The organism is Rhizobium sp. SU303 (assembly GCF_021052345.1).
Taxonomy (GTDB): domain Bacteria; phylum Pseudomonadota; class Alphaproteobacteria; order Rhizobiales; family Rhizobiaceae; genus Rhizobium; species Rhizobium laguerreae.
In genome coordinates, this window is record NZ_CP088095.1 from 2624404 (window position 1) to 2645131 (window position 20728).

21 protein-coding genes are annotated in these 20728 nt (G+C 62.9%); 14 read left to right on the forward strand and 7 right to left on the reverse strand.

The window, feature by feature from the left end:
- Positions 1–12: 12 nt before the first annotated feature.
- The 5 genes from RlegSU303_RS13125 to RlegSU303_RS13145 all read right to left on the reverse strand — a co-directional run bounded on the left by RlegSU303_RS13125 (position 13) and on the right by RlegSU303_RS13145 (position 6619).
- Positions 13–279 carry a hypothetical protein gene (locus RlegSU303_RS13125; RefSeq protein WP_094085706.1) on the reverse strand — a complete coding sequence of 89 codons (267 nt, stop codon included), beginning with the start codon at positions 277–279 and terminating at the stop codon, positions 13–15.
- Positions 280–391: 112 nt separating this feature from the next.
- Positions 392–2926 carry a mechanosensitive ion channel family protein gene (locus RlegSU303_RS13130; protein WP_094085705.1) on the reverse strand — a complete coding sequence of 845 codons (2535 nt, stop codon included), beginning with the start codon at positions 2924–2926 and terminating at the stop codon, positions 392–394.
- A 92-nt stretch (positions 2927–3018) separates the two neighbouring features.
- Positions 3019–3570, reverse strand: a complete 552-nt coding sequence (locus RlegSU303_RS13135) for a DUF924 family protein (protein WP_131619723.1) — start codon at positions 3568–3570, stop codon at positions 3019–3021.
- Positions 3571–3830: 260 nt separating this feature from the next.
- On the reverse strand, positions 3831–4895 hold the full coding sequence (locus RlegSU303_RS13140; protein ID WP_094085703.1) for a sensor histidine kinase: 1065 nt from the start codon (positions 4893–4895) through the stop codon (positions 3831–3833).
- 278 nt (positions 4896–5173) lie between these two features.
- Positions 5174–6619 (reverse strand): MFS transporter, encoded by a 1446-nt coding sequence (locus RlegSU303_RS13145; protein ID WP_131720147.1) that lies wholly within the window; start codon positions 6617–6619, stop codon positions 5174–5176.
- On the opposite strand from RlegSU303_RS13145, the gene RlegSU303_RS13150 reads away from it, so the two are divergent.
- The 14 genes from RlegSU303_RS13150 (at position 6525) to RlegSU303_RS13215 (ending at position 19015) form a co-directional block, all read left to right on the forward strand.
- Complete coding sequence (locus RlegSU303_RS13150; RefSeq protein WP_165507540.1) at positions 6525–7103, forward strand: hypothetical protein; 579 nt, start codon at positions 6525–6527, stop codon at positions 7101–7103. The genes RlegSU303_RS13145 and RlegSU303_RS13150 overlap by 95 nt on opposite strands.
- A gap of 80 nt (positions 7104–7183) precedes the next feature.
- Complete coding sequence (locus tag RlegSU303_RS13155; RefSeq protein WP_131642540.1) at positions 7184–8509, forward strand: ABC transporter substrate-binding protein; 1326 nt, start codon at positions 7184–7186, stop codon at positions 8507–8509.
- Positions 8510–8640: 131 nt separating this feature from the next.
- The gene (locus tag RlegSU303_RS13160; RefSeq protein ID WP_165507541.1) at positions 8641–9609 is read left to right on the forward strand and encodes a carbohydrate ABC transporter permease; all 969 of its coding nucleotides are present in this window, start codon (positions 8641–8643) and stop codon (positions 9607–9609) included.
- Complete coding sequence (locus RlegSU303_RS13165) at positions 9606–10559, forward strand: carbohydrate ABC transporter permease (RefSeq protein ID WP_017960896.1); 954 nt, start codon at positions 9606–9608, stop codon at positions 10557–10559. The genes RlegSU303_RS13160 and RlegSU303_RS13165 overlap by 4 nt, the downstream gene beginning before the upstream one ends.
- The gene (locus RlegSU303_RS13170) at positions 10556–10768 is read left to right on the forward strand and encodes a hypothetical protein (RefSeq protein WP_094085699.1); all 213 of its coding nucleotides are present in this window, start codon (positions 10556–10558) and stop codon (positions 10766–10768) included. The genes RlegSU303_RS13165 and RlegSU303_RS13170 overlap by 4 nt, the downstream gene beginning before the upstream one ends.
- A gap of 3 nt (positions 10769–10771) precedes the next feature.
- Positions 10772–11869 carry an ABC transporter ATP-binding protein gene (locus RlegSU303_RS13175; RefSeq protein ID WP_017960897.1) on the forward strand — a complete coding sequence of 366 codons (1098 nt, stop codon included), beginning with the start codon at positions 10772–10774 and terminating at the stop codon, positions 11867–11869.
- A complete protein-coding gene (locus RlegSU303_RS13180; RefSeq protein ID WP_131720148.1) occupies positions 11862–12869 on the forward strand; it encodes an ABC transporter ATP-binding protein in 1008 nt (335 codons plus the stop codon). Before RlegSU303_RS13175 ends, RlegSU303_RS13180 begins: the two co-directional genes overlap by 8 nt.
- A gap of 52 nt (positions 12870–12921) precedes the next feature.
- Positions 12922–14565 (forward strand): dihydroxyacetone kinase subunit DhaK, encoded by a 1644-nt coding sequence (locus RlegSU303_RS13185; protein WP_131720149.1) that lies wholly within the window; start codon positions 12922–12924, stop codon positions 14563–14565.
- Positions 14566–14611: 46 nt separating this feature from the next.
- Positions 14612–15232, forward strand: coding sequence for a dihydroxyacetone kinase subunit DhaL (gene dhaL / locus RlegSU303_RS13190; RefSeq protein ID WP_094085696.1), 621 nt, complete (start codon positions 14612–14614; stop codon positions 15230–15232).
- Entirely contained in the window at positions 15229–15627 is a 399-nt protein-coding gene (gene dhaM / locus RlegSU303_RS13195) for a dihydroxyacetone kinase phosphoryl donor subunit DhaM (RefSeq protein ID WP_094085695.1), read from the forward strand. Before dhaL ends, dhaM begins: the two co-directional genes overlap by 4 nt.
- Positions 15627–15971, forward strand: coding sequence for an HPr family phosphocarrier protein (locus tag RlegSU303_RS13200; protein ID WP_018480882.1), 345 nt, complete (start codon positions 15627–15629; stop codon positions 15969–15971). The genes dhaM and RlegSU303_RS13200 overlap by 1 nt, the downstream gene beginning before the upstream one ends.
- Positions 15955–17562 carry a putative PEP-binding protein gene (locus RlegSU303_RS13205; RefSeq protein WP_094085693.1) on the forward strand — a complete coding sequence of 536 codons (1608 nt, stop codon included), beginning with the start codon at positions 15955–15957 and terminating at the stop codon, positions 17560–17562. The genes RlegSU303_RS13200 and RlegSU303_RS13205 overlap by 17 nt, the downstream gene beginning before the upstream one ends.
- Before the next feature lies 1 nt (position 17563).
- Entirely contained in the window at positions 17564–17971 is a 408-nt protein-coding gene (locus RlegSU303_RS13210) for a hypothetical protein (protein WP_003540656.1), read from the forward strand.
- Positions 17972–18022: 51 nt separating this feature from the next.
- Complete coding sequence (locus RlegSU303_RS13215) at positions 18023–19015, forward strand: dihydroxyacetone kinase subunit DhaK (RefSeq protein WP_131619711.1); 993 nt, start codon at positions 18023–18025, stop codon at positions 19013–19015.
- A 9-nt stretch (positions 19016–19024) separates the two neighbouring features.
- On the opposite strand, the gene RlegSU303_RS13220 is transcribed toward RlegSU303_RS13215, so the two are convergent.
- Positions 19025–19753 (reverse strand): esterase family protein, encoded by a 729-nt coding sequence (locus tag RlegSU303_RS13220; protein ID WP_131720150.1) that lies wholly within the window; start codon positions 19751–19753, stop codon positions 19025–19027.
- Positions 19750–20709 (reverse strand): acetylxylan esterase, encoded by a 960-nt coding sequence (locus RlegSU303_RS13225; RefSeq protein ID WP_231283180.1) that lies wholly within the window; start codon positions 20707–20709, stop codon positions 19750–19752. Before RlegSU303_RS13225 ends, RlegSU303_RS13220 begins: the two co-directional genes overlap by 4 nt.
- Between the last annotated feature and the right edge of the window lie 19 nt (positions 20710–20728).

The window sequence follows — 20728 nt, forward strand, 5'->3', positions numbered from 1 at the left end:
TCAGGACAGGCGCTACTTGACGACGGCCGAGCCCTTGACGATGTCGATCGTCTCGCCGCCGTCGAGCCCGATGCGGTCGCCGTCGGGCGTCGTCATGAAGCAGCCGGAAGCACAGAGGTTTTCCGAAGCGCCGGCATCGACGACGACCTCGATGCGCTGGCCGCTCTCGGTGATGACGAGCACGACGGCGGCTGGGTCGGTGTTGGTGATGGATGCCGCTTCAGCCGCGGGTGCGGCAAGCAGCGGGACAAGCAGAGCGGCGGCAAATCTTGCCATCATGTGCGGCGGCGCTGGCGCGCCCTCCCCTCGAACGATCGGTGCTGCCCCCGGCAGCGATCCCGATAGTGGAGATCATGCACATATAGCTGTGAATGATGGCTGAATGACCCGTTCAGCCTTTCCGATTGCCGTCTGCCGTCTTGCTGCGCAATTGCCGCACCGGCTGCTCTTCCTCCTCCATGGGCGTGTCTGCCGAGTTTTCCTGCTCGTTGGGTTGATCCCTGCCCGCATCGGCAAGCGCGGGACGAGCCTCCCGATGGATGGTAAGATCGGTCTGTGGCAGCGGGATCTCGATGCCCTCGGCCTTGAAGCGCTTAAGGATCTCGATCCTGAGATTGTTGCGCACCGCCATGCCGTCACCCATGTCGGCGAGGAAGAAACGCAGCTCGAAATCCAGCGAATAGGGCCCGAAGCGCAGGAATTCGACATGCGGCTCCGGATTGCGCATGACGAGCGGTATCTTGGCCGTCAGTTCCAGTAGGATGTCCATCACCTGCTGCGGATCGGCGTTGTAGGCGACGGAAACCGGGATTTCCGAGCGGCCGATCTTGTTGCGGTGCGTCCAGTTGCCGACGAGGCCGTTGATCAAATCAGAATTCGGCACGATGATCGACTGCTTGCGGAAGGTCTCGATCTCGGTGGCGCGCACCGAAATGCGTTTGACGATACCTTCGGCGGTGCCGGAAACGACATGGTCGCCGACCTTGAACGGCCGTTCGACGAGCAGGATCAGGCCGGAGACGAAGTTGGAGACGATGTTCTGGAGACCGAAACCGATACCGACCGAAAGTGCGGAAGCGACGAGCGCGAAGCTCGACAGGTCGATGCCGGCCGCCGAAACGCCGATGATCGCCGCAATGCCGACGCCGAGATAGCCGATGCCCGTCTTGACCGAATTGCGCACGCCAAGATCGACATGGCTTCTGGCCATCACATTGCCATCGAGCCAGCGCTGCACCCAGCGCGTCAGCAGGTAGACGCCGGCAAACAAGAGAATGCCGGTGCAGATGCCGAGCAGCGAGATGCTGATACCGCCGAGCCTGACCTCGGTGAACAGCCGATAGGCAAGAATCTGCAGATCCTGCACATGGAAGCCCCAGAGCAGCAGGATCAGCGGGATGCCGACGAGAAGCGCCACCGCATAGATGGCAAGGCCGACGAGCAGGCCAGCCTGATCGATCGCCACCGGCCCGAGCTTGAAGCGGCGCATCAGGAAGCTTGCGAAGAAGGTATCGCCGAAGCTTTCCTGCCTTGATATCGCCTTGCCGGAGAGCAGGCCGACATACATGGTGGCGACCAGCGCGCCGGTGATGATGAGCTGCGTGGCGACGAAGCGCGCGAGCCCGACATAACCCGTGAGTGCTGTGAGGATGAGGCCGGCGCCGACGACCCGCAGGATGATCGCCATGCCGCGAGGCCAATGTCTTCCCGGCGCATCGGGATCGCCGTTCTTCGCCAGCATCGGCCTGCCGAAGGAGACCGCGATCAGGATCAGGCCGATGATCAGCGCAGCAATCAGGCTTCTGACCACGGTCAGGACCAGCGGCGAGCCCATCGCCTCGCCGATCGTGCCGAACAGATAATCGAGCGCGTTGACGATCGCCATCGCCAGCAGGCAGTAGCCGATCGAGCGCGCGCCGAGATTGGAAAGCCGCACGAGCCGCCAGCGCGGTTCGCGCGGCGCGAAGATGGCGTTGACGAAGCGGCCGACGAAATAGACAAGCCCGATCGCCCCGAACAGGGCGCCAATGACAGGCGCGATATCGGGCCTCAGCACATTGAACCCGTTAAGGAAAAAGAACGAGGTGACGAGCAGCACCGAGAGCGCCAGCGTGCGGATCAACGTCGACCAGAAGGCGATCGACAGCCGGCCGATATAGGACGGATTCTCGACAGCCTCGTCGCGGCGCAGGTAGGAGCCGAACAGCCGGTAACTGCCGGAGAGTAGGATCAGCGCCGAGGCGAGCGACAGGAAGATCGCGGCAAACATTGGGAAACGCTTGAATTTCCAGACGAAGGTGGCCCAGCTCGACAGAGCGTGCGAGAATTCGCTGACCTCGTGCACGAAGGCGCTACCGGCATCGTCGAGCACCGAGACCGAAATCTCGGTGCGCCTGAGCAGCGTATCGGCAAACAGCCGCCGCCGCATCTCGGTGATCTCGTTGACGAGCTTCGTCACCGTGATCGAGAGGTTTTCGGCATCGCCCGTCAGCGCGTTGATCTGCGCGCGTTCGGCGGCGAGCGCGTTGCGCTCCTGGGTGACGATCTCGGCTTCAGGCGGCTGCCCGTCCTTCGGCGGATCGCCGATCTCGGCAAGCCGGTTCTTGATCTGGTCGAAACGCGGCCTGAGATTGACCGATATGGTGATGACGGCGCGGCTAAGCTCGTCGGCCTTGGTCGCAAGCCCGACCAGGGCATCGTCATTGTCGGCATTTTGCTTGACGCCGTCCTGAAGCGCTGTCACCTGGACCTTCGCCTTGTCGATCTCCTTTGTCGCCTGGTCGAACGGCATATCGGCAAGCGGCGCCTGCGCCGCCGCCGATGCCTGCGGCTCCTGTGCGAAGGCGGCAGCACCCTTGAAATGCGCGCCGGCGACCGCCAGCGTCAGCAGAAGAATGGTGCGAAGCAGGATCGGTCTCAGCCGCAAAAGCGCCTCCGGGAAAGGTTGTCGTCGGAATAGAATGCCAGCTTGTCTTAGTAAAGAAAGGCGACAGAAAGGCGGAAGCTCCCTGGAAACCCTTAGAAACCGGCATCGGGCCGGGAGAGATAGTCGCATTCCTCAGCCGTCGACTCGCGTCCCAGCATGGCATTGCGGTGCGGAAATCGGCCGTAGGCGGCGATCACGTCGCGGTGGCGGATCGCATAATCGAGATATTCCGCATCGCCGAGCGCGCCGAACAGTTCCACCGATCGCTCCTGCTCCCCAAGGTCCTCGGCATGTTCGAAGGGCATGTAGAAAAAGGTACGGCATGCCGCCTCGACCGCCCGATCAGCGCCCGATGCCAACGCGAGCTTGGCTTCCCGAAGCGCCAGCCCATCGGTCGCAACGGCAAGCGCCGTGCCGCGATAGATGTTGCGAGGAAACTGGTCGAGCACGATCACAGCCGCCAGCCGGCTCTCCGCATCCGTCCGCCATTCGGCGCCAACACCCGCCGCAAGAGCCAGATGGGTACCGCGGAAGCCTTCGCTGATCTCCGCGTCGAGTTCCGGCGTTGAGCGGAACCACAGCTCCCGGCCGCATCTCACGAACCAGAAATCATAGACTTCGCGTGGTGTGCGGATCGTCGCCATGTTTCCCCTTCCCTAGCGTTAGGTTTGATGATGCAGCTTCGGTAAATTATTGTAGGAAAAGGGATAACACCGTGCCGGTAGCCCCCTCATCCGGCTGCCGCCACCTTCTCCCCGCTGGGGAGAAGAGATTCGCGGCAACGTCTCGATTCCCCCTTCTCCCCTCGGGGGTCCGAAGGACGGGTCGAGACCAGTGGCTCGACCCCGATCGGTGCCCGTAGGGCGGATGAGGGGGGCACACGGCACACCCTACGCTGCACTTCCTACTTCCCCTCATGCAACGAAAACACCAGCGTTGCCTTGGTTCCGTCGTGGCCGGGGTCATAGGCGAAATCCGATTTCAGGCTGGCGGCCATGGCCGTCAGAATGCGTGTGCCAAGGCCGGTTCCCCTGGCGGGGCTCGACGGGTCGAAACCGGCGCCGTCATCCTCGACGATGACACGCAATGCGCCATCCGTCTGGTCGACGATGACGCGGATCTCGCCCGGCACGTTGTCCGGATAGGCATATTTGAAGGCATTGGTGACGAGTTCGCTGATGATCAGCCCAAGCGTGATCACCTTGTCGGTCGCCAGATTGACCGGCTGCGCGGTGAGGACGATCCGGTGCGGCCGCTTGTCGTCACGCATTGAGGTTTCGAGTTCGGTGAGCAGGCTGTTCAGATATTCATCGACCTGTACCGAGCCGACCTGCCGGTTGGTATAGAGCCGGCGGTGCACGCTGGCGATGGCGTTAATCCGCATCTGCGTTTCGTGCAGCGCGTCGATCGCAACCTGATCCGTGGTCATCGAGGATTGCATGCGGATCAGCGCGCCGACGAGGCCGAGGCTGTTGGCGATGCGGTGATTGACTTCGGTGAGCAGCATTTCGGCAAGGTCGCGCTGCTGGCGGATCACCTCCTGCGCATGCGCCGTCTCGCGGCGAAAACGCGCCCGTTCCAGCGCCTGTTCAAGGGCGGCGGCGAGCAGGTCGAAATAATCGGCTGAAATCCCCTTCAGCATGTAATCGTCGGCGCCGGCCTTCAGCGCCGCGACCGCGATGCTGGTATCGTCCGAACCTGTCGCATAGATGACCGGTGGGTGATCCGGCATCGCCGTGATGCTGGGCAAAATGTCGAGGCCGGTCTCGTCAGCCACGAGATGATCGAGCACGATGGCGTCGATACCGCCTTCGCCCAGTCTCGCAAGGCCGGCAGTACCGCTCTCGGCCCACTCGACCGAAAAGCCGCGCCGGCGCAGGTTTTTCTGCATCAGGAGGGCGAGCCCCTCGTCGTCGTCGATATAGAGGATGTGGATCAGGGCATCCGCATCGCCGCTAGCATTGCTCATTCGGTCTCCCGGCGTTCTCTTGCAGCGACGACCGCCCGCAAGCGTCCGAGTCGTCCGCATGGCAATGTCGTATTGCATCGGCCGCCTGGGGTAAACAGCGGTTATCCCTCGCTCTTGTCGCAGGCGGCGCGGAAGGAGGATGTCGGGAAGCCGGCATTTTCAGAACATGACCCTGGGCTGGGGAGGATCCTTGTGGAAGGCGTTGAAGGAGATGGGAAACGAAAAACCTGAAATGAGATGCATGAACGCCGAGCGGCCCGATTGGTTCCGCGGATAAGCTAATTTTTCTGGAATTTCCGATGGCCGGATACTTCGGCCCCTGCCTCCGCCGGCAATTGCAGAAAGCGCAGCGACGAGACGACGCCGATCACGCCGACCACGACGAAAGCCCAGCGGAAATCGGCAAGGACGGGATTGTCGGCGCCCCTGAAAGCCGAGGCGATGTTGAGCACGGCCGCCGCCACTGCCACGCCAAGCAGCATCGATACCTGCTGCAGCATGCTCGACAGCGTTGAGGCCGAGCTTCGCTGCGCCGGGCCGATATCGGCGAAGGCGAGCGTGTTCAAAGCGGTGAATTCCATCGACCGCGACAGGCCGGCGAGGAAAAGCAGCGCGTGGATGAAAAAGGGCGGCGTCTCCGGCGAGAGGAAACCGCAGCCGACAATCGAAAGAGCGGCGATCAGCCCGTTGACCCCAAGCACTGTGCGAAAGCCGAAGAAGCGCAGCAGCGGCGTCGTCACCGCCTTCATGCTGAAATTGCCAAGGAAATAGACGAGCAGATAGGTGCCGGCGGCAATCGAGCTCAGGCCGAAGCCGAGCTGGAACAGCAGAGGCAGCAGGAACGGCGTCGCATTGATCGCCATCCGGCAGGCCGTGCCCGCCGACAGAGTCGACATCGAGAAGGTCTGGATGCGGAAGGCCGAAAGATCGAGCAGCGGATTGTCGACGGCGAGGAAATGCCGCGTCGCCATGACTGACAGCACGATGCCCGCCGCCAGCATTGATATGATGGGTAAAAGCCCGCCGTCCCATTTGACCGAAAGTTCGAGGGCGGCGAGCAGGAAGGTCAGCCCGGCGGCGCTCAGCACAAAGCCCACGAGATCCAGCCGGCCGGGATTGGTCTCGCGCTGCTCCGGCACGAAACGCAGCACCAGCGCGATGCCGAGAATGCCGATCGGGATATTGATGAGGAAGTTCCAGTGCCAGCTGGCATAGGTGGTAATGAAGCCGCCGAGCACCGGGCCGATCACCGGCGCCGTCAGCGCCGGCCAGGTGATGAGCGCGATCGCCTGGACGAGTTCCGACTTGCGGGCGTTCTTCAGCACGATGATGCGCCCGACCGGCGTCATCAGTGCACTGCCCGCCCCTTGGACGGCGCGCCACAGCACGAATTCCGCAAGACTGCCGGACAGCCCGCAGAACAAGGAGGCGCCGGTGAAGACGGCGATCGACATTAGGAAGATGCGGCGCGCGCCGAACCGATCGCCGAGCCAGCCCGACAGCGGAATGAAGGCGGCCATCGTCAGCATGTAAACGGTGATGCCGATGCTCATCGACACCGGCTGCACGCCGAAGCTCGCCGCCATCTGCGGCAGCGAGGTGGTGACGATCGTGCCGTCGAGGATCTGCATGAAGAAGGAAACGGCAACGACCAGCGCCACGATCTTCGCCTGGCGGCCGCTCGCGGCCTCTTGCCCATTCTCGCTCGTCTCTGCCGTCGTCATCGATCTGCCAATAAAAATTCCGGATGACGCGGCAGGCAAACGGGAAGGAAGCCGATCGGAGATCTGCCGCGCGGAGGAGCGCGGATATGGAAGCCGCACACTGGCTGAATACGCCCGTTGCAGCCGGCCGGAAAGGCTAAATCTCGCACTGCGCGGGAATATTCCCGATGCGGCCCGATACGTCGCGGCATCGACCCAAGAAAGGATTCAAGAAAAAGGCCCCACCGAAGCGAGGCCAAGCTTGAACCGCTCCGGGGAAAAACAGGAGCGGCGTGCAGTCCATACCGTGCGATCGATGTCGCAGCGAGGCCAGATGTCGCTGCATCGGTACGCTCGCCAAGAATTTTTCGCGATCTGCGAAAATATCGGCTCTCGAAGTATCCGCCTATGGGACGCGACACCTGTCGCGTTGCAGCAACGATTGGCGCTTGCAATGTTTATAAAAACAGATATCACTAAACATATTGCTAAACATGATGATTGAGGAGTTCATGTGAGCATTCTCTGAAGTGGGTGAACATGCGACGCCGGCGGGGAGCCGGCCCTTGGTTCTGGGAGGAACTTATGCAGAAAACATCGAAAGCCCTTTTCGGGCTGGCCACGGCATTCGTCATGTCGTCGGCATTGCCCAATCTCGCCAAAGCCGATGAACTGACGCTGTGCTGGGCCGCATGGGACCCCGCCAATGCGCTGGTCGAGCTGTCGAAGGATTTCACCGCCAAGACCGGCACGCAGATGAAGTTCGAATTCGTTCCCTGGACGAGTTATGCCGACCGCTTCCTCAACGAGCTGAATTCGCACGGCAAGCTCTGCGATCTCATCATCGGCGACAGCCAGTGGATCGGCGGCTCGGCCGAGAATGGCCACTACGTCAAGCTCAACGACTTCTTCGACAAGGAAGGCATCAAGATGGATGACTTCGTGCCGGCGACGGTCGTCGGCTACTCGGAATGGCCGAAGAACACCCCGAACTACTGGGCGCTGCCCGCCATGGGCGACGTCGTCGGCTGGACCTACCGCAAGGACTGGTTCGAGAAACCGGAACTGCAGAAGGAATTCAAGGAGAAATACGGACGGGACCTCGCCGCGCCGAAGACCTACGACGAGCTGAAGCAGATCGCCGAGTTCTTCCAGAAACGCGAGATTGATGGCAAGACCGTCTATGGCGCCTCGATCTATACCGAGCGCGGCTCCGAAGGCATCACCATGGGCGTGACCAACGTGCTCTACGACTGGGGATTCCAGTACGAGAACCCGAAGAAGCCCTATGACATGGAGGGCTTCGTCAACTCGGCCGATGCGGTCAAGGGCCTCGAATTCTACAAATCCCTCTATGATTGCTGCACCCCGCCCGGCAGCTCCAACGTCTACATGGTCGAATCCGCCGACGCCTTCAAATCCGGCCAGGTCGCCATGCAGATGAACTTCGCCTTCACCTGGCCCGGCCTCTACAAGGACGAGAAGGTCGGCGGCGAGAGGATCGGCTTCTTCCCCAATCCGGCTGAAAAGGCCCATTTCGCCCAACTCGGCGGCCAGGGCATCTCGGTCGTCTCCTATTCCGACAAGCGCGACGCCGCCCTGCAATACATCAAGTGGTTCGCACAGCCCGATGTGCAGGCCAAGTGGTGGGAACTCGGCGGTTTTTCCTGCCTGAATTCCGTCGTCAACGCGCCAAGCTTTGCCAAGAGCCAGCCCTATGCCCAGGCCTTCCTGGACTCGATGGCGATCGTCAAGGACTTCTGGGCCGAGCCGAGCTACGCCTCGCTGCTGCAGGCCATGCAGAAGCGCGTCCACAACTACGTGGTCGCCGGCAATGGCACCGCCAAGGAAGCGCTCGACGGGTTGGTAAAAGACTGGGGTGACGTCTTCAAGGACGATGGAAAGATCTAATGTCCGGCCAGACCCAGTGCGAAGGCAGACACGTGGCACTCTGACACGCGCCATCCTTCTCTGGATGGCGGCCCGGATCGGCAGACGAGCCGGGCCGCCAGATCCCCATATCCCAAAAGACCGGGTGAAACTTGACTATGTCTCATTCTTCCATCGTCGAGAAGGCCGCCGACGCGACTGCAAGGGCAACGCCGGTCTCGGTCGCCCGGCGCGTCCGCGGCCTCTCCGACAGGGCGATCGCCTGGCTGTTCATTGCACCTGCCATCACTCTGTTGTTAGCGATCAACATCTTCCCGCTGCTTTGGGCGGTCTATCTCTCCTTTACCAATTACCGCGCCAACCGGCCGAATGCGCCGGTCCTGGGTGTCGGCTTCGGAAATTACCAGCGCGTCCTCAACGATCCCGATATCTGGCAGGCGATGCAGACCACCGCGCATTTCGTTTTCTGGACAATCGTGCTGCAGACAGTGATCGGCTTTACGCTTGCCTATCTGATCGACCGCAAGTTTCGCGGCCATGCCTTCTGGACGACGATCATCCTCATCCCGATGATGCTGTCGCCGGCCGTCGTCGGCAATTTCTGGCGCTTTCTCTACGAGCCGCAGATCGGCCTCTTCGCCTATGCCGTGTCGCTGGTCACAGGCATTCCGACATCGGATATCCAGATGCTCGGCAACGTGACACTGGCGCCCTGGGCGATCATCATCGTCGATACCTGGATGTGGACGCCCTATGTGATGCTGATCTGCCTGGCCGGCCTGCGCTCGATCCCCGACTATATCTATGAGGCGGCCGAGGTCGACCGCGCTTCCCCGTGGCGTCAGTTCTGGTGGATCACCGTGCCGATGGCCCTGCCCTTCATCATGCTCGCGGTGCTCTTCCGCGGCATCGAGAATTTCAAGATGTTCGACATGGTGACGCTGCTCACCGGCGGCGGGCCGGGCTCGGTCACCGAGGTCGCTTCGATCACGCTGAAACGCGCTGCCTTCGAAAGCTGGGCGACCGGCCGGGCCTCAGCCTTCGCCATCATCCTGTTCGTCGCGGTGTTCGGCCTCGCCAACATCTACGTCAAGGCATTGAACAAGGTGAAACAACGATGAGCGCCGCCAACTCCGCCCATTCGGTCGTCGAACCGAGCTTGTCCAGCAAACGCATCGCCGGCACCATCGTCGTTCTCTATGCGCTGATCACCCTCATCCCGCTCGTCTGGATCTTCCTGACCAGCATCAAGTCGCCGCCGGATTCGATCAGCTACCCCCCGAAGATCGTCTTCACGCCGTCGCTCGAGGGCTATTGCAATCTGTTCACGACACGCACGCGGCAGACGCCTGATTATATCGCCTCGCTGCCGGCGCCGGTCGGCACCTGCGATGAGGTGACGCGCAAGCGCAACATGGTGATCGCCGGCCCGTCGAATTTCCTGCCGCGCTTCGTCAATTCGCTGGTAATCGCCTTCGGCTCCACCTTCCTCGCGGTCTTCCTCGGCACGCTCGCCGCCTATGGTTTTTCCCGCTTCAAGATACCGCTCGCCGACGACCTGATGTTCTTCATCCTGTCGACGCGCATGATGCCGCCGATCGCCGTCGCCATCCCGATCTACCTGATGTATCGCGAGCTCGGGCTGTCGGACACGGCCTTGGGGATGATCCTGCTCTACACCGCCGTCAACGTCTCGCTCGCCGTCTGGCTGCTCAAGGGCTTCATCGACGAAATCCCGCGCGAATACGAGGAAGCGGCGATGATCGACGGCTATACGAGACTGCAGGCCTTCCGCAAGGTCGTGCTGCCGCAGGCAACGACCGGCATTGCCGCGACCGCGATCTTCTGCCTGATCTTTGCCTGGAACGAATATGCCTTCGCCGCGCTTCTGACCTCGGGCGAGGCCCAGACCGCGCCGCCCTTCATCCCGACGATCATCGGTGAAGGCGGACAGGATTGGCCGGCCGTCGCCGCCGGCACGACGATCTTCCTGATCCCGATCCTCGTCTTCACCATTCTCCTGCGCAAGCAGCTGCTGCGCGGCATCACCTTCGGAGCCGTCCGCAAATGAGCCATCTGATCGAAACATCAGCCCCTCATCGTCCGAAACGGCCGTTCTTCCTGCGCCGCGGCCCGATGGAGACCATCGCCACCGTGCTGATCGGGCTCGGCTTCCTGATGCTGTTCCAGCCCTTCCTGCTGGTGCTCTACACCTATTCGCTGGTCACCCTGCTCATGGGCACCGTCATGTTCATCATCGTCTCGAAATTCCCGGAGTGAACCATGGCGGACATCCGGATTGAAAATCTCCGCAAGGAATTCGGCAGCTTCGTCGCCGTTCAGGATTCGAGCTTCACCGTCCATGACGGCGAGTTCCTGGCGCTTCTAGGCCCCTCCGGCTGCGGCAAGACGACGACGCTGCGCATGATCGCCGGCCTCGAGCTGCCGAGCAGCGGCAAGATCTATCTCGACGGCGAAGACGTCACTTTCAACCGCGCCAGCGCCCGCGACATCGCCTTCGTCTTTCAGCTCTTCGCTCTCTACCCGCATATGAACGTGCGCAAGAATATCGGCTTTCCCTTGCTGTCGCAGGGAATGCCCAAGGCCGAAATTCGCCAGCGCGTCGAAGAGACCGCCCGCCTTCTGCAGATCGACCATATTCTAAACCGCTCGGTCTCGGGCCTTGCCGGCGGCGACCGGCAGCGCGTGGCGCTCGGCCGCGCCATCGTCCGGCGTCCGAAATGCTTTCTGATGGACGAGCCACTCGGCACACTCGACGCCGAGTTCCGCGAGATCATGGTCCACGAATTGCGCGAACTGCACAACCGCATCCACGCGACCACCGTCTACGTCACCCATGACCAGCACGAGGCGATGGCGATGGCCGACAAGATCGCCGTCATGAACCATGGCGTCATCGAGCAGTTCGGCACGCCGCAGGAAATCTATGCCAAGCCGGCGACCATGTATGTCGCCGATTTCATCGGTTCGCCGCCGATGAACTTCATGCGCTTCACCTCGGGCCTGAAGAGCGGCGACCGCTCCATCCTGCTCGACGGCGTCGACGTCGCCGTTCCCGAGATCCACCAGGACATGCCCGAAAGCGAGCTGGCGCTCGGCGTGCGGCCGGAGCATATCCGCTTCAGTGACGCCTCGGCACTCCGCGGCGCCGTCTATGGCAGCGAATATCTCGGCACCAACCAGGTCGTTGCTGTGGAAACCCCTGGTGGACTGATCAAGGCCCGCGTTCCCGCCAATCGCAGCTTCCAGATCGGCGAGAGGGTCGGCCTGGAATTCAATCCGGCGAAACTCGCGCTCTTCGACTGCACGTCCGGCCGCGCGGTGCCATCCTCGCTCTATCAGGAGACCCGGCATGGCTGATGTCACCCTCAGGAACCTCACCAAGCGCTTCGGCGACACCGAGGCTCTGTCCAACCTCGATCTTTCGATCCGCGACGGCGAGTTCGTCGTGCTGCTCGGTCCCACCGGCGCCGGCAAGACCACGACGCTGCGGCTGATCGCCGGTCTCGAAAAGCCCGATAGCGGCCGCATCGAAATCGGCGGCCGCAATGTCGCCGCCGAAGCCCCCGCCGAACGCGACGTCGCCTTCGTCTTCCAGCAATATTCGCTCTATCCGCATATGACGGTTTACGAGAATCTCGCCTTCCCGCTGAAGGCGCCGGTCCGCAAACCGAGCGCCGAAGAAATCGACCGCCGCGTCCGCGAGGTCGCGCGCATGGTCAGGATCGACCACAAGCTGGAGAACCGCTCGACCAGGCTTTCCGGCGGCGAGATGCAGCGTGTCGCGATCGGCCGGGCATTGGTGCGCCGGCCGGCGATCTATCTGATGGATGAACCTTTGTCCTCGCTCGACGCCAAGCTGCGCGCAGAACTGCGTCTGGAGCTGAAGCGTATCCAGAAGGAACTCGGCTCGACGCTGCTCTATGTCACTCATGACCAGGTGGAAGCTATGACCATGGCCGACCGTATCGGCATTGTTGCCGAGGGACGGCTGATGCAAGTGGGAACGCCGCGCGAGATCTACGGCAATCCCGCCAACCTGCATGTCGCCGCCCGCCTCGGCCAGCCGCATATCAACCTGTTGCCGGCCGACCTGCTTCCCGGCGGTCAGCCGCCGGCTGGCACGAAAACCGTTGGCGCGCGCACCGAACATCTCGACATCATTGTCGGCAAGGAAGCCAATGCCGAGATCGACTGGATCGAGCATCTGGGCGACCAGAACCATCTGCACATCAAGGCTGGCAATCACAAGCTCGTCACACTTGCAGATCCATATCTGGCGATCGCGCCGGGCGACCGGATCAGCCTGACGCTGCGCGATCCGCTTTATTTCGATGCGGCTGGACAGCGCCTGTCCTGACCGGCAAACAGCGTGATGATGGCATGAAAAACAAACAGACGGGTCTCAATCGATGAAACACTTCTTCAACCGCAGGGAAAACATCGTCACCGAAGCCTTGGACGGTCTGCTTCTGACGAGCAGCAAGGGTCGTCTTGCCCGCCTCGACAGCTTTCCCGACATCAAGGTGATCCTGCGCGCGGACTGGGACAAGTCGAAGGTGGCGATCATCTCCGGCGGCGGCGCCGGTCATGAGCCCTCCCATGCCGGCTTCGTCGGTAAGGGCATGCTGACGGCTGCCGTATCCGGCGAGATTTTCGCCTCGCCGACCGTCGATGCCGTGCTGACGGCGATCCGCGCCGTCGCCGGCGAAAAGGGCGCCCTGCTGATCGTCAAGAACTATACCGGCGACCGGCTGAATTTCGGCCTCGCCGCCGAGAAGGCGCGCGCCGAGGGCTTCGACGTCGAAATGGTCATCGTCGCCGACGATATCGCCATCCCCGGCATCAACCAGCCGCGCGGCGTCGCCGGCACGCTGTTCGTCCACAAGATCGCTGGCTATCACGCCGAAAGGGGCGAGGACCTGAAGACGGTCGCAGCCCATGCCGCGGCTGCGGCCGGCGATATCGTCTCGCTCGGCATGTCGCTTTCCACCTGCAGTGTGCCCGGCCAAGCCCATGAGGACCGTCTCGGCGAGAACGAAGGCGAACTCGGCCTCGGCATCCATGGCGAGCCCGGCGTCGAGCGCATCGCGCTGCAGCCGGTCGCCGATATCGTCTCCACCATGGTGGCGCGCCTATCGCCTGCGCTGCGCGAAGGGGCAAGCCACTGCCTCCTCATCAACAATCTCGGCGCCGTGCCGCCGCTCGAAATGACCGTCATCGCCAACGTCGTGCTATCCTCGCCGCTTGGCCGCCGCGTCCGGCTGATCATCGGCCCGGCGCCGATGATGACGGCGCTCAACATGAACGGCTTCTCGCTGTCGCTGATCCGGCTCGACGCCGTGCGTGAGGCAGCGCTGACGGCAGCGGTCGAGCCACATGCCTGGATGCCGGCCGTCGAACGCCACGAGATCGAGGTCATCGCCGCACCGAGAACATCAGCCGGCTTGAACGGCGCCAATGGCACGGCCGGGGAGAATGACCATAACCGGCGCCTGATCACAGCGCTCTGTGAGCATCTGATCTCGCAGGAAAGCGAACTCAACCGCCTGGACGGCCGCGTCGGCGATGGTGATACCGGCTCGACGGTGGCCTCAGGCGCCCGCAGCGTGCTGGCCCGCCTCGACACACTGCCGCTCGACCGGCCGGCGGCAACGCTTGCCTCGCTCGGCGATATCCTCGGCACCAGCATGGGCGGATCGAGCGGCGTGCTGCTGTCGATCTTCTTCACCGCCGCAGCAAAGGCGATGGCTGACAAAGTCGATATATCAGCAGCCCTTCTTGCCGGGCTCGACAGGATGACGTTCTATGGTGGAGCCGCAGTCGGCGATCGGACGATGGTCGATGCGCTGTCGCCTGCCCTGCAGGCGCTCGCATCCGGCGATGTCGTCGCTGCGGCAAAGGCAGCGGCAGCGGGTGCCGAGTCGACGAAGACGATGATGAAGGCGAGAGCCGGACGCGCCTCCTATGTCGGCGAAAGGGATCTGGCGGGCGTTGCCGATCCCGGCGCCGTCGCGGTTGCCGGCGCGTTCGGCGTGGTGGCAAGCCTCGCCTGACTGGCGTGAAATTCAAAAGCCCGCGGGAGGCGCGGCGACAGGGAGGATGGCAGTGCAGGCGGAACCGGTGCTTGTGGCAGGATTGATCGAGGTGTGCCGCGCGACGATCGCGGAAAACAGCGATCACCTCTGTGCGCTCGATCGCGCCATCGGCGATGGCGATCACGGAACCAATATGCGGCGCGGCTGCGAGGCGGTGAGCGCCGAAGGCGAGAGCCTGTCCAGCCTGCCCTTCCCCGACGCCATGGAAAAGATCGGCCTGACGCTGGTGATGAATGTCGGCGGTGCGGCCGGGCCGCTCTACGGCACGCTGCTGATGGAGATCGGCCGCGAGCTTCGCAAGAGCAACGAAAAGCCCGATTTTTCGCAGGTGCTGAAACAGGCGATCGATGCCGTCGCGAGACGCGGTCGGGCGCATGCCGGCGACAAAACCCTGCTTGACGTGCTCTATCCCGTGCATGCAGCACTCGCCAGCCGCTCTCCGCTCGGCGCAATCGCCCGCAGGGCCGAGCGTTCTGCCAACCGCACCGCTGACATGAAGGCGATGCGCGGGCGCGCCGCCTATCTCGGCGACCGCTCCATCGGTCATGTCGATCCCGGCGCGTCGAGCTGCGCGCTGCTGACCACGGCGATCTGCCGCTATCTCGGGGAGCACCGTCCGCAATGATTGGAAAGACCGCAAATGTGGGTATCGTGATCGTCTCCCACTCGCCGCTGGTGGCAAGGGGGATCGCCGACATGATCAGGCAGATGGTGGGCGACTGTGTGCCGCTCGCCTGGTCGGGCGGCAATGCCCATGGCGAACTCGGCACCAATGCCGGCGGCATCCTGAGGGCAATCGAGGCCGCTTGGTCCGATGCCGGCGTCGCCGTCTTCGTCGATCTCGGCGGCGCCGAAACCAACAGCGAAATGGCGATCGAAATGTTGGGGCTTCCCCGGTCGGCGCTCGTCTCCATCTGCAATGCGCCGCTCGTCGAAGGCGCCGTCATCGCCGCCGCCGAGGCGTCGGGGGGCGCGTCGCTGGCCAAGGTCGTCGCCACGGCCGAGGAACTGTCCCCCTGATGACGAGCGGATTGCGTAGTGAAAAACAGGAGCCCCATCCATTGCACGTGAATTGCCAGACGGAGGTGGAAGTCAAGCACGGCGTCGGGCTGCATGCCCGCCCCTCCGTCACCTTCACGCGGCTTGCCAAGTCCTTCCCCTGTTCGATCGAGATCGCCGTCAACGGCAGCGACGTCTGGCTGAACGGCAAGAGCATCATCAAGATCATGGGCGCGAAAATCCGAAAAGGGTCGATCCTCCGGATCCGCGCCGACGGCATCCTCGCCGAAGAGGCGATCCGCGCGCTGAAGGAACTCATCGAGCGCAACTTCGATGAGGAAAAGAAACATGGCCGAACCGCTTAGACTGAAAGCAAAGAGCGCATCCCCGGGCATCGCATCCGGCCCGGCCTTTCTCGCGGAGGAGCCGAAGGCTCCTTCCGCTGCCGAGTGGCAGGACGCTGCCCCTGCGTCCCGAGCCGTTGGTGGATACGGCGCGCTGGAGAAGGCGATCGACATCTCGATCGGTGAACTCGAGCACCTTGCCGAGGGAGCCGATGCCGAAAGCCGGGATATCATCGATTTCCAGATCGAGGTGCTGCGCGATCCGTCGATCGCGGAAGCGACCGGCGCGCGCATCGAAGCCGACGAGAACGTCGTCTTTGCCTGGGTCGCTACCCTCGATGCCTATATCGGCGAACTCGAAGCGGCCGATGAAGAGCAGATGCGGGCACGCGCCGTCGATATTCTCGACATCAAGAACCGTGTGCTCGGCGCGCTCGCCGGCACCCCGATCGCCGATTTCCCGCCCGGTTCGGTCTTCGTCGGCAAGGATATGGAGCCGAGCCGCTTTCTCGCCCATGACTGGTCAAAAGGCGGCGGTATCGCACTGTTCGCAGGCAGCACTGCCGGTCATGTCGCCCTGCTCGCCCGGGCGAAATCGGTGCCGATGGTGGTCGGCACAGGCCGCTTTTCAGTCGCAGACGGAGATCCTGTCAGCGTGGATGGCAACGCCGGTGCGGTCATCCTGCAGGCGGGCAGCATGCTGATCCCGCCCCTGGTGCCTGCACAAGAACCCGCCGGCGACACGCAAACTACCGGCGGCGAGCTGCGCACTGCGGACGGCGTGCCGATCCTGCTCTCGATCAACATCAACGATCCCGCCGAGATCGATGCGCTCGATCCGGCAACGGCAGGCGTCGGCCTGATGCGCTCGGAATTTTCAGTCGCTTCGGTCGCCGATGCCGCCAACGAGGAACGGCAGTTGGCGATCTATCGCCGGGTGCTGGAACAGGCGGGCGACAGGCCAGTGATCATAAGAATGCTCGATATCGGCGGCGACAAGCCGCTCGCCGGCCTCCAAGACCTGCCGGCTCTCTCCACTTCTGGCCTGCGCGGCATCCGGCTGCTGCTTGCCCGGCCGGAAATCGCCCGCGTCCAGGCCCGCGCCCTGCTGCGCGCCGCCGTCTTCGGCAGGCTGTCGGTGATGCTGCCGATGGTGACCTTTCCCGACGAAATCGACAGGATGCGCGAGCTGTTCCGCGAGGAAGCCGAAAAGCTCGGCCGCCGTGCCCTGCCCCACCGGATGCCGCCGATCGGCATGATGGTGGAAGTACCATCAGCCGCATTGATGCTCGACACCTTCGGGACAGCGGCCTTCTTCTCCTTCGGAACCAACGACCTCACCCAATATCTTGCCGCCTCTGCCCGCGACGATATCGACGCCGATGCCGGCAAGGCTGCACCCGCCGTGCTCCGGCTGCTTGCCCAGGCGGTGAAGCTGACCGCCGGTAAGCCGGTTAGCATCTGCGGCGACATGGCCGGCAATCCGCACGATCTGCCCGGGCTGCTCGCCGCCGGCCTCCGGCATTTTTCCGTGGCGCCGGCCCGGCGTCCCGCGATAAGATCGGCGATCATCGGCCTCAACGCCGATGGCACAAGGGCAGCCGGAGAGTAGAATGGCGCGCGAAGACACCGAAGACGCCATTATCGCCTACAAGTCCATTCTGGCGCAGATCATCGACAACAGGCCATCGGGCACGCGCCAGCGCCTGGCGACGGCGCTTGGAAAACATCGCAGCTTCGTCACGCAGATCACCAGCCCGACCTATGCAACGCCGCTGCCGGCGCGCCATCTCGCGACGATCGTCCGCGTCTGCCATTTCAGCGCCGCCGAACAGGAGCGCTTTCTCGAAGCCTATCAAGCCGCCCATCCCGGCAAGCTGCCGGACCTCGGCCATTCCGAGAAATTGCGGCACCTGTCGCTGATGGTGCCCGACTTCGGCGACGACAGGAAAAACCGGCTGCTGGAAGAGGCGATCTCCGATCTGGTGCAGAAGATCGTCGCGATATCGGGTGCGGAATGACGAGTGAGCTGATTGACGTAACGTAATGCTTTTGGCCTTGGGAGGGGCTTGATGAAGAAGTTCATGAACACTGCGGAAACCATGGTCGCCGAAAGCGTCGAAGGCTTCGTGCGCGCCCATGAGGCCTTGGTAGTGTTCGGCCCCGAGCGCAGGTTCATCCGCCGTCGCCATCTCACGCCTGAAAAGGTGGCGCTTATATCAGGCGGCGGCGCCGGCCATGAGCCGATGCATATCGGCTTCGTCGGCCACGGTATGCTGGATGCCGCCTGCGTCGGCCACATCTTCACCTCGCCGACGCCGAGCCAGATCATTGCCGCCATCGAGGAGGCCGATACCGGCGCCGGCTGCCTGCTGGTGGTCAAGAATTACGACGGCGATCTGATGAATTTCGAAATGGCGATCGAGATGGTCGGCGACCGCCACAGCCTCGACACGGTCGTCGTCAGCGACGATATCGAAACGTCGAGAACAGCCGAAGGCCGCGGCCGGCGCGGCGTCGCCGGAACGCTCATCGTCGAAAAGCTCCTCGGTGCTGCGGCTGAACGCGGCATGTCGCTGGCCGAGTTGAAGCAGCTCGGCGAGGGATTGAACACACGCATCCGCTCGATGGGCGTGGCGCTGAACGGCGTGACGGTGCCACAGACCGAGCGTACGACGTTTTCGCTGGGGCCTGACGAAATGGAAGTGGGCGTCGGCATCCATGGCGAGCCCGGCCATGCCAGGCAGCCCTTCGCCGCCTCCGACGCCATCATCGGCCATCTCTGCCAGACCATCGCCAGCGACGTCGCGGCAGCGTCTGATACCAAGGCGTTGCTCTTCGTCAACGGCCTCGGCGGCACGCCGCCAGCCGAACTCTACCTCGCCTATAACGGCGCCCGCCGCTTCATCGAGGAGAGAGGTATCCCGATCGAGCGCTCGCTTGTGGGAACCTACGTCACCTCGCTCGACATGCAGGGGCTGTCCGTCACCCTTGCTTTGCTGACCGACGAGGAGATCGCCCTCTGGGACGCGCCGGTGGCAACGGCGGCTTTGCGTTGGCCATGACCACGTCCGTCAGATGTAAAGCGCTGCCATCTTCCTCCAGGCGCCGGCGCGGTGGGCGCGTCCATCCCAGACATGCAGCTGATGGCCGACATTCTTGTCCGCGAGCAGCCGGCTGAGATAGCGGTTGTTGTCAAGGAAAGGGTCGGCGTCGCCAATGGTGAGAACGATATCGCGCTCACGCAGCCTGTCGAGCCGCCAGTCGCTGCCGAGCCCTGGAAGAAAATGCGCCGGCGTGTGGAAATAGACGCTGTCATCGTAATAGCCGTCGAACAGGTCGCCGAAGGATACCACCTTCATCGTCAGATCATAGCGGCCGGAAAAGGCGACGAGCTTGTGGAAGAGATGCGGATGACGAAAGAACAGGCTTGCCGCCTGGAAGGCGCCGAGGCTGCAGCCGTGCACGATGGTGCAGACATGCGGGTTCTTCGCCGCCATCAGCGGCAGCACTTCGTGCAGGATATAATCCTCGAAGGCGCCATGCCGGCGGATGCGCTCGGCCGGGTGGTGGTGGAAGGCATAGAAGGTCTCGGCCGCCAGTCCCTCGATGCAATAGAACTGAAGTTGTCCGGCTTGCAGCTTGTCGGCAAGGCTTCCGACCAGGCCGAGCTGCTCATATTCGAAGAAGCGCCCGTCGCGCGTCGGAAAGACCAACACCTTGGCGCCGGCATGGCCGAACACCAGCATCTGCATGTCTCGATGCAGCCGCTGACTGTACCAGCGCAGATATTCGCGGTTCATGGCACCCTGAAAAACTGTCCCACCTTGTCGCAGAGAACCGCCTCTTGCTCAGCGCTGCCAGGATAGTCGAAATGCCCCGCATCCAGGATGAAGATTTCATTAAATTTTGGTATCGCATTCGCGACAGCAAACTGGCAGGGCGGTGCCACCGCAGGATCGAACAGCGCAACCGCCGTCAGCATCGGCACCTTGATCCGGGAAGCAGCGTTAGCCGCATCGTAAAGGCGAAGCGTCCCAAGCACATCCGGGTGTTTCTTATGATATTCCTGCACCGATTGTGCGCTGCCGACGCTCGGCAGCATCAGCCGCAGCGGTTGATGCCCGAAGCTCGGCAGCGCCAGATGGCCACGATCGATGCGCTCGTCATAGGCGATCGCCATCGCCCCGATGCCGCCGCCGAAGCTGATGCCGCTATAGCCGACATGCCCTGAAAGCCAGGGATAAAGTGCCGTAAGCGTCGAAACGGCGAGCCAGATATCCTCGACGCAGCCGCCAATGATATAGGCCTCCGGTCTGTCGATGTCGTGCAGCACGTGCCAGGATGGGTTCTCGGAGATCGGCGGATGGGCACTGAGCGACAGCCCGCGGCAGCAGGGAAAGATGAGCGCCGTTTCCTCGACCGGTAGGTCGAAATCAGGACGATCCCGTCCGCCATAACCGTGCCCGACGACGAGGCCGCGCCGCACCTGCCCCGCACGCGGCAGGAGCAGCCAGCCGCCGATTCGGAACTCGCCGGTCGAGAGATAGACGAGGTCGAGCACATGCCAGTCGGGATGAGTGATCCGGCTGCGGGAAAGCACCGGCTGCGGATCGACCGTCAGCGCCTTGAGATAACGCGCCTGCCAGAAATCGTCGAAACCCTCGGGCTCATCCGGCGGCTCGATCGCGAGAAGCTCGTCGAGCTTCATGCCGTAGGTCGGATCGAAGGCGAAGGGATGTGTCTTGGGAAAGCTCATCCAAGGCTTGTCTCGTGAA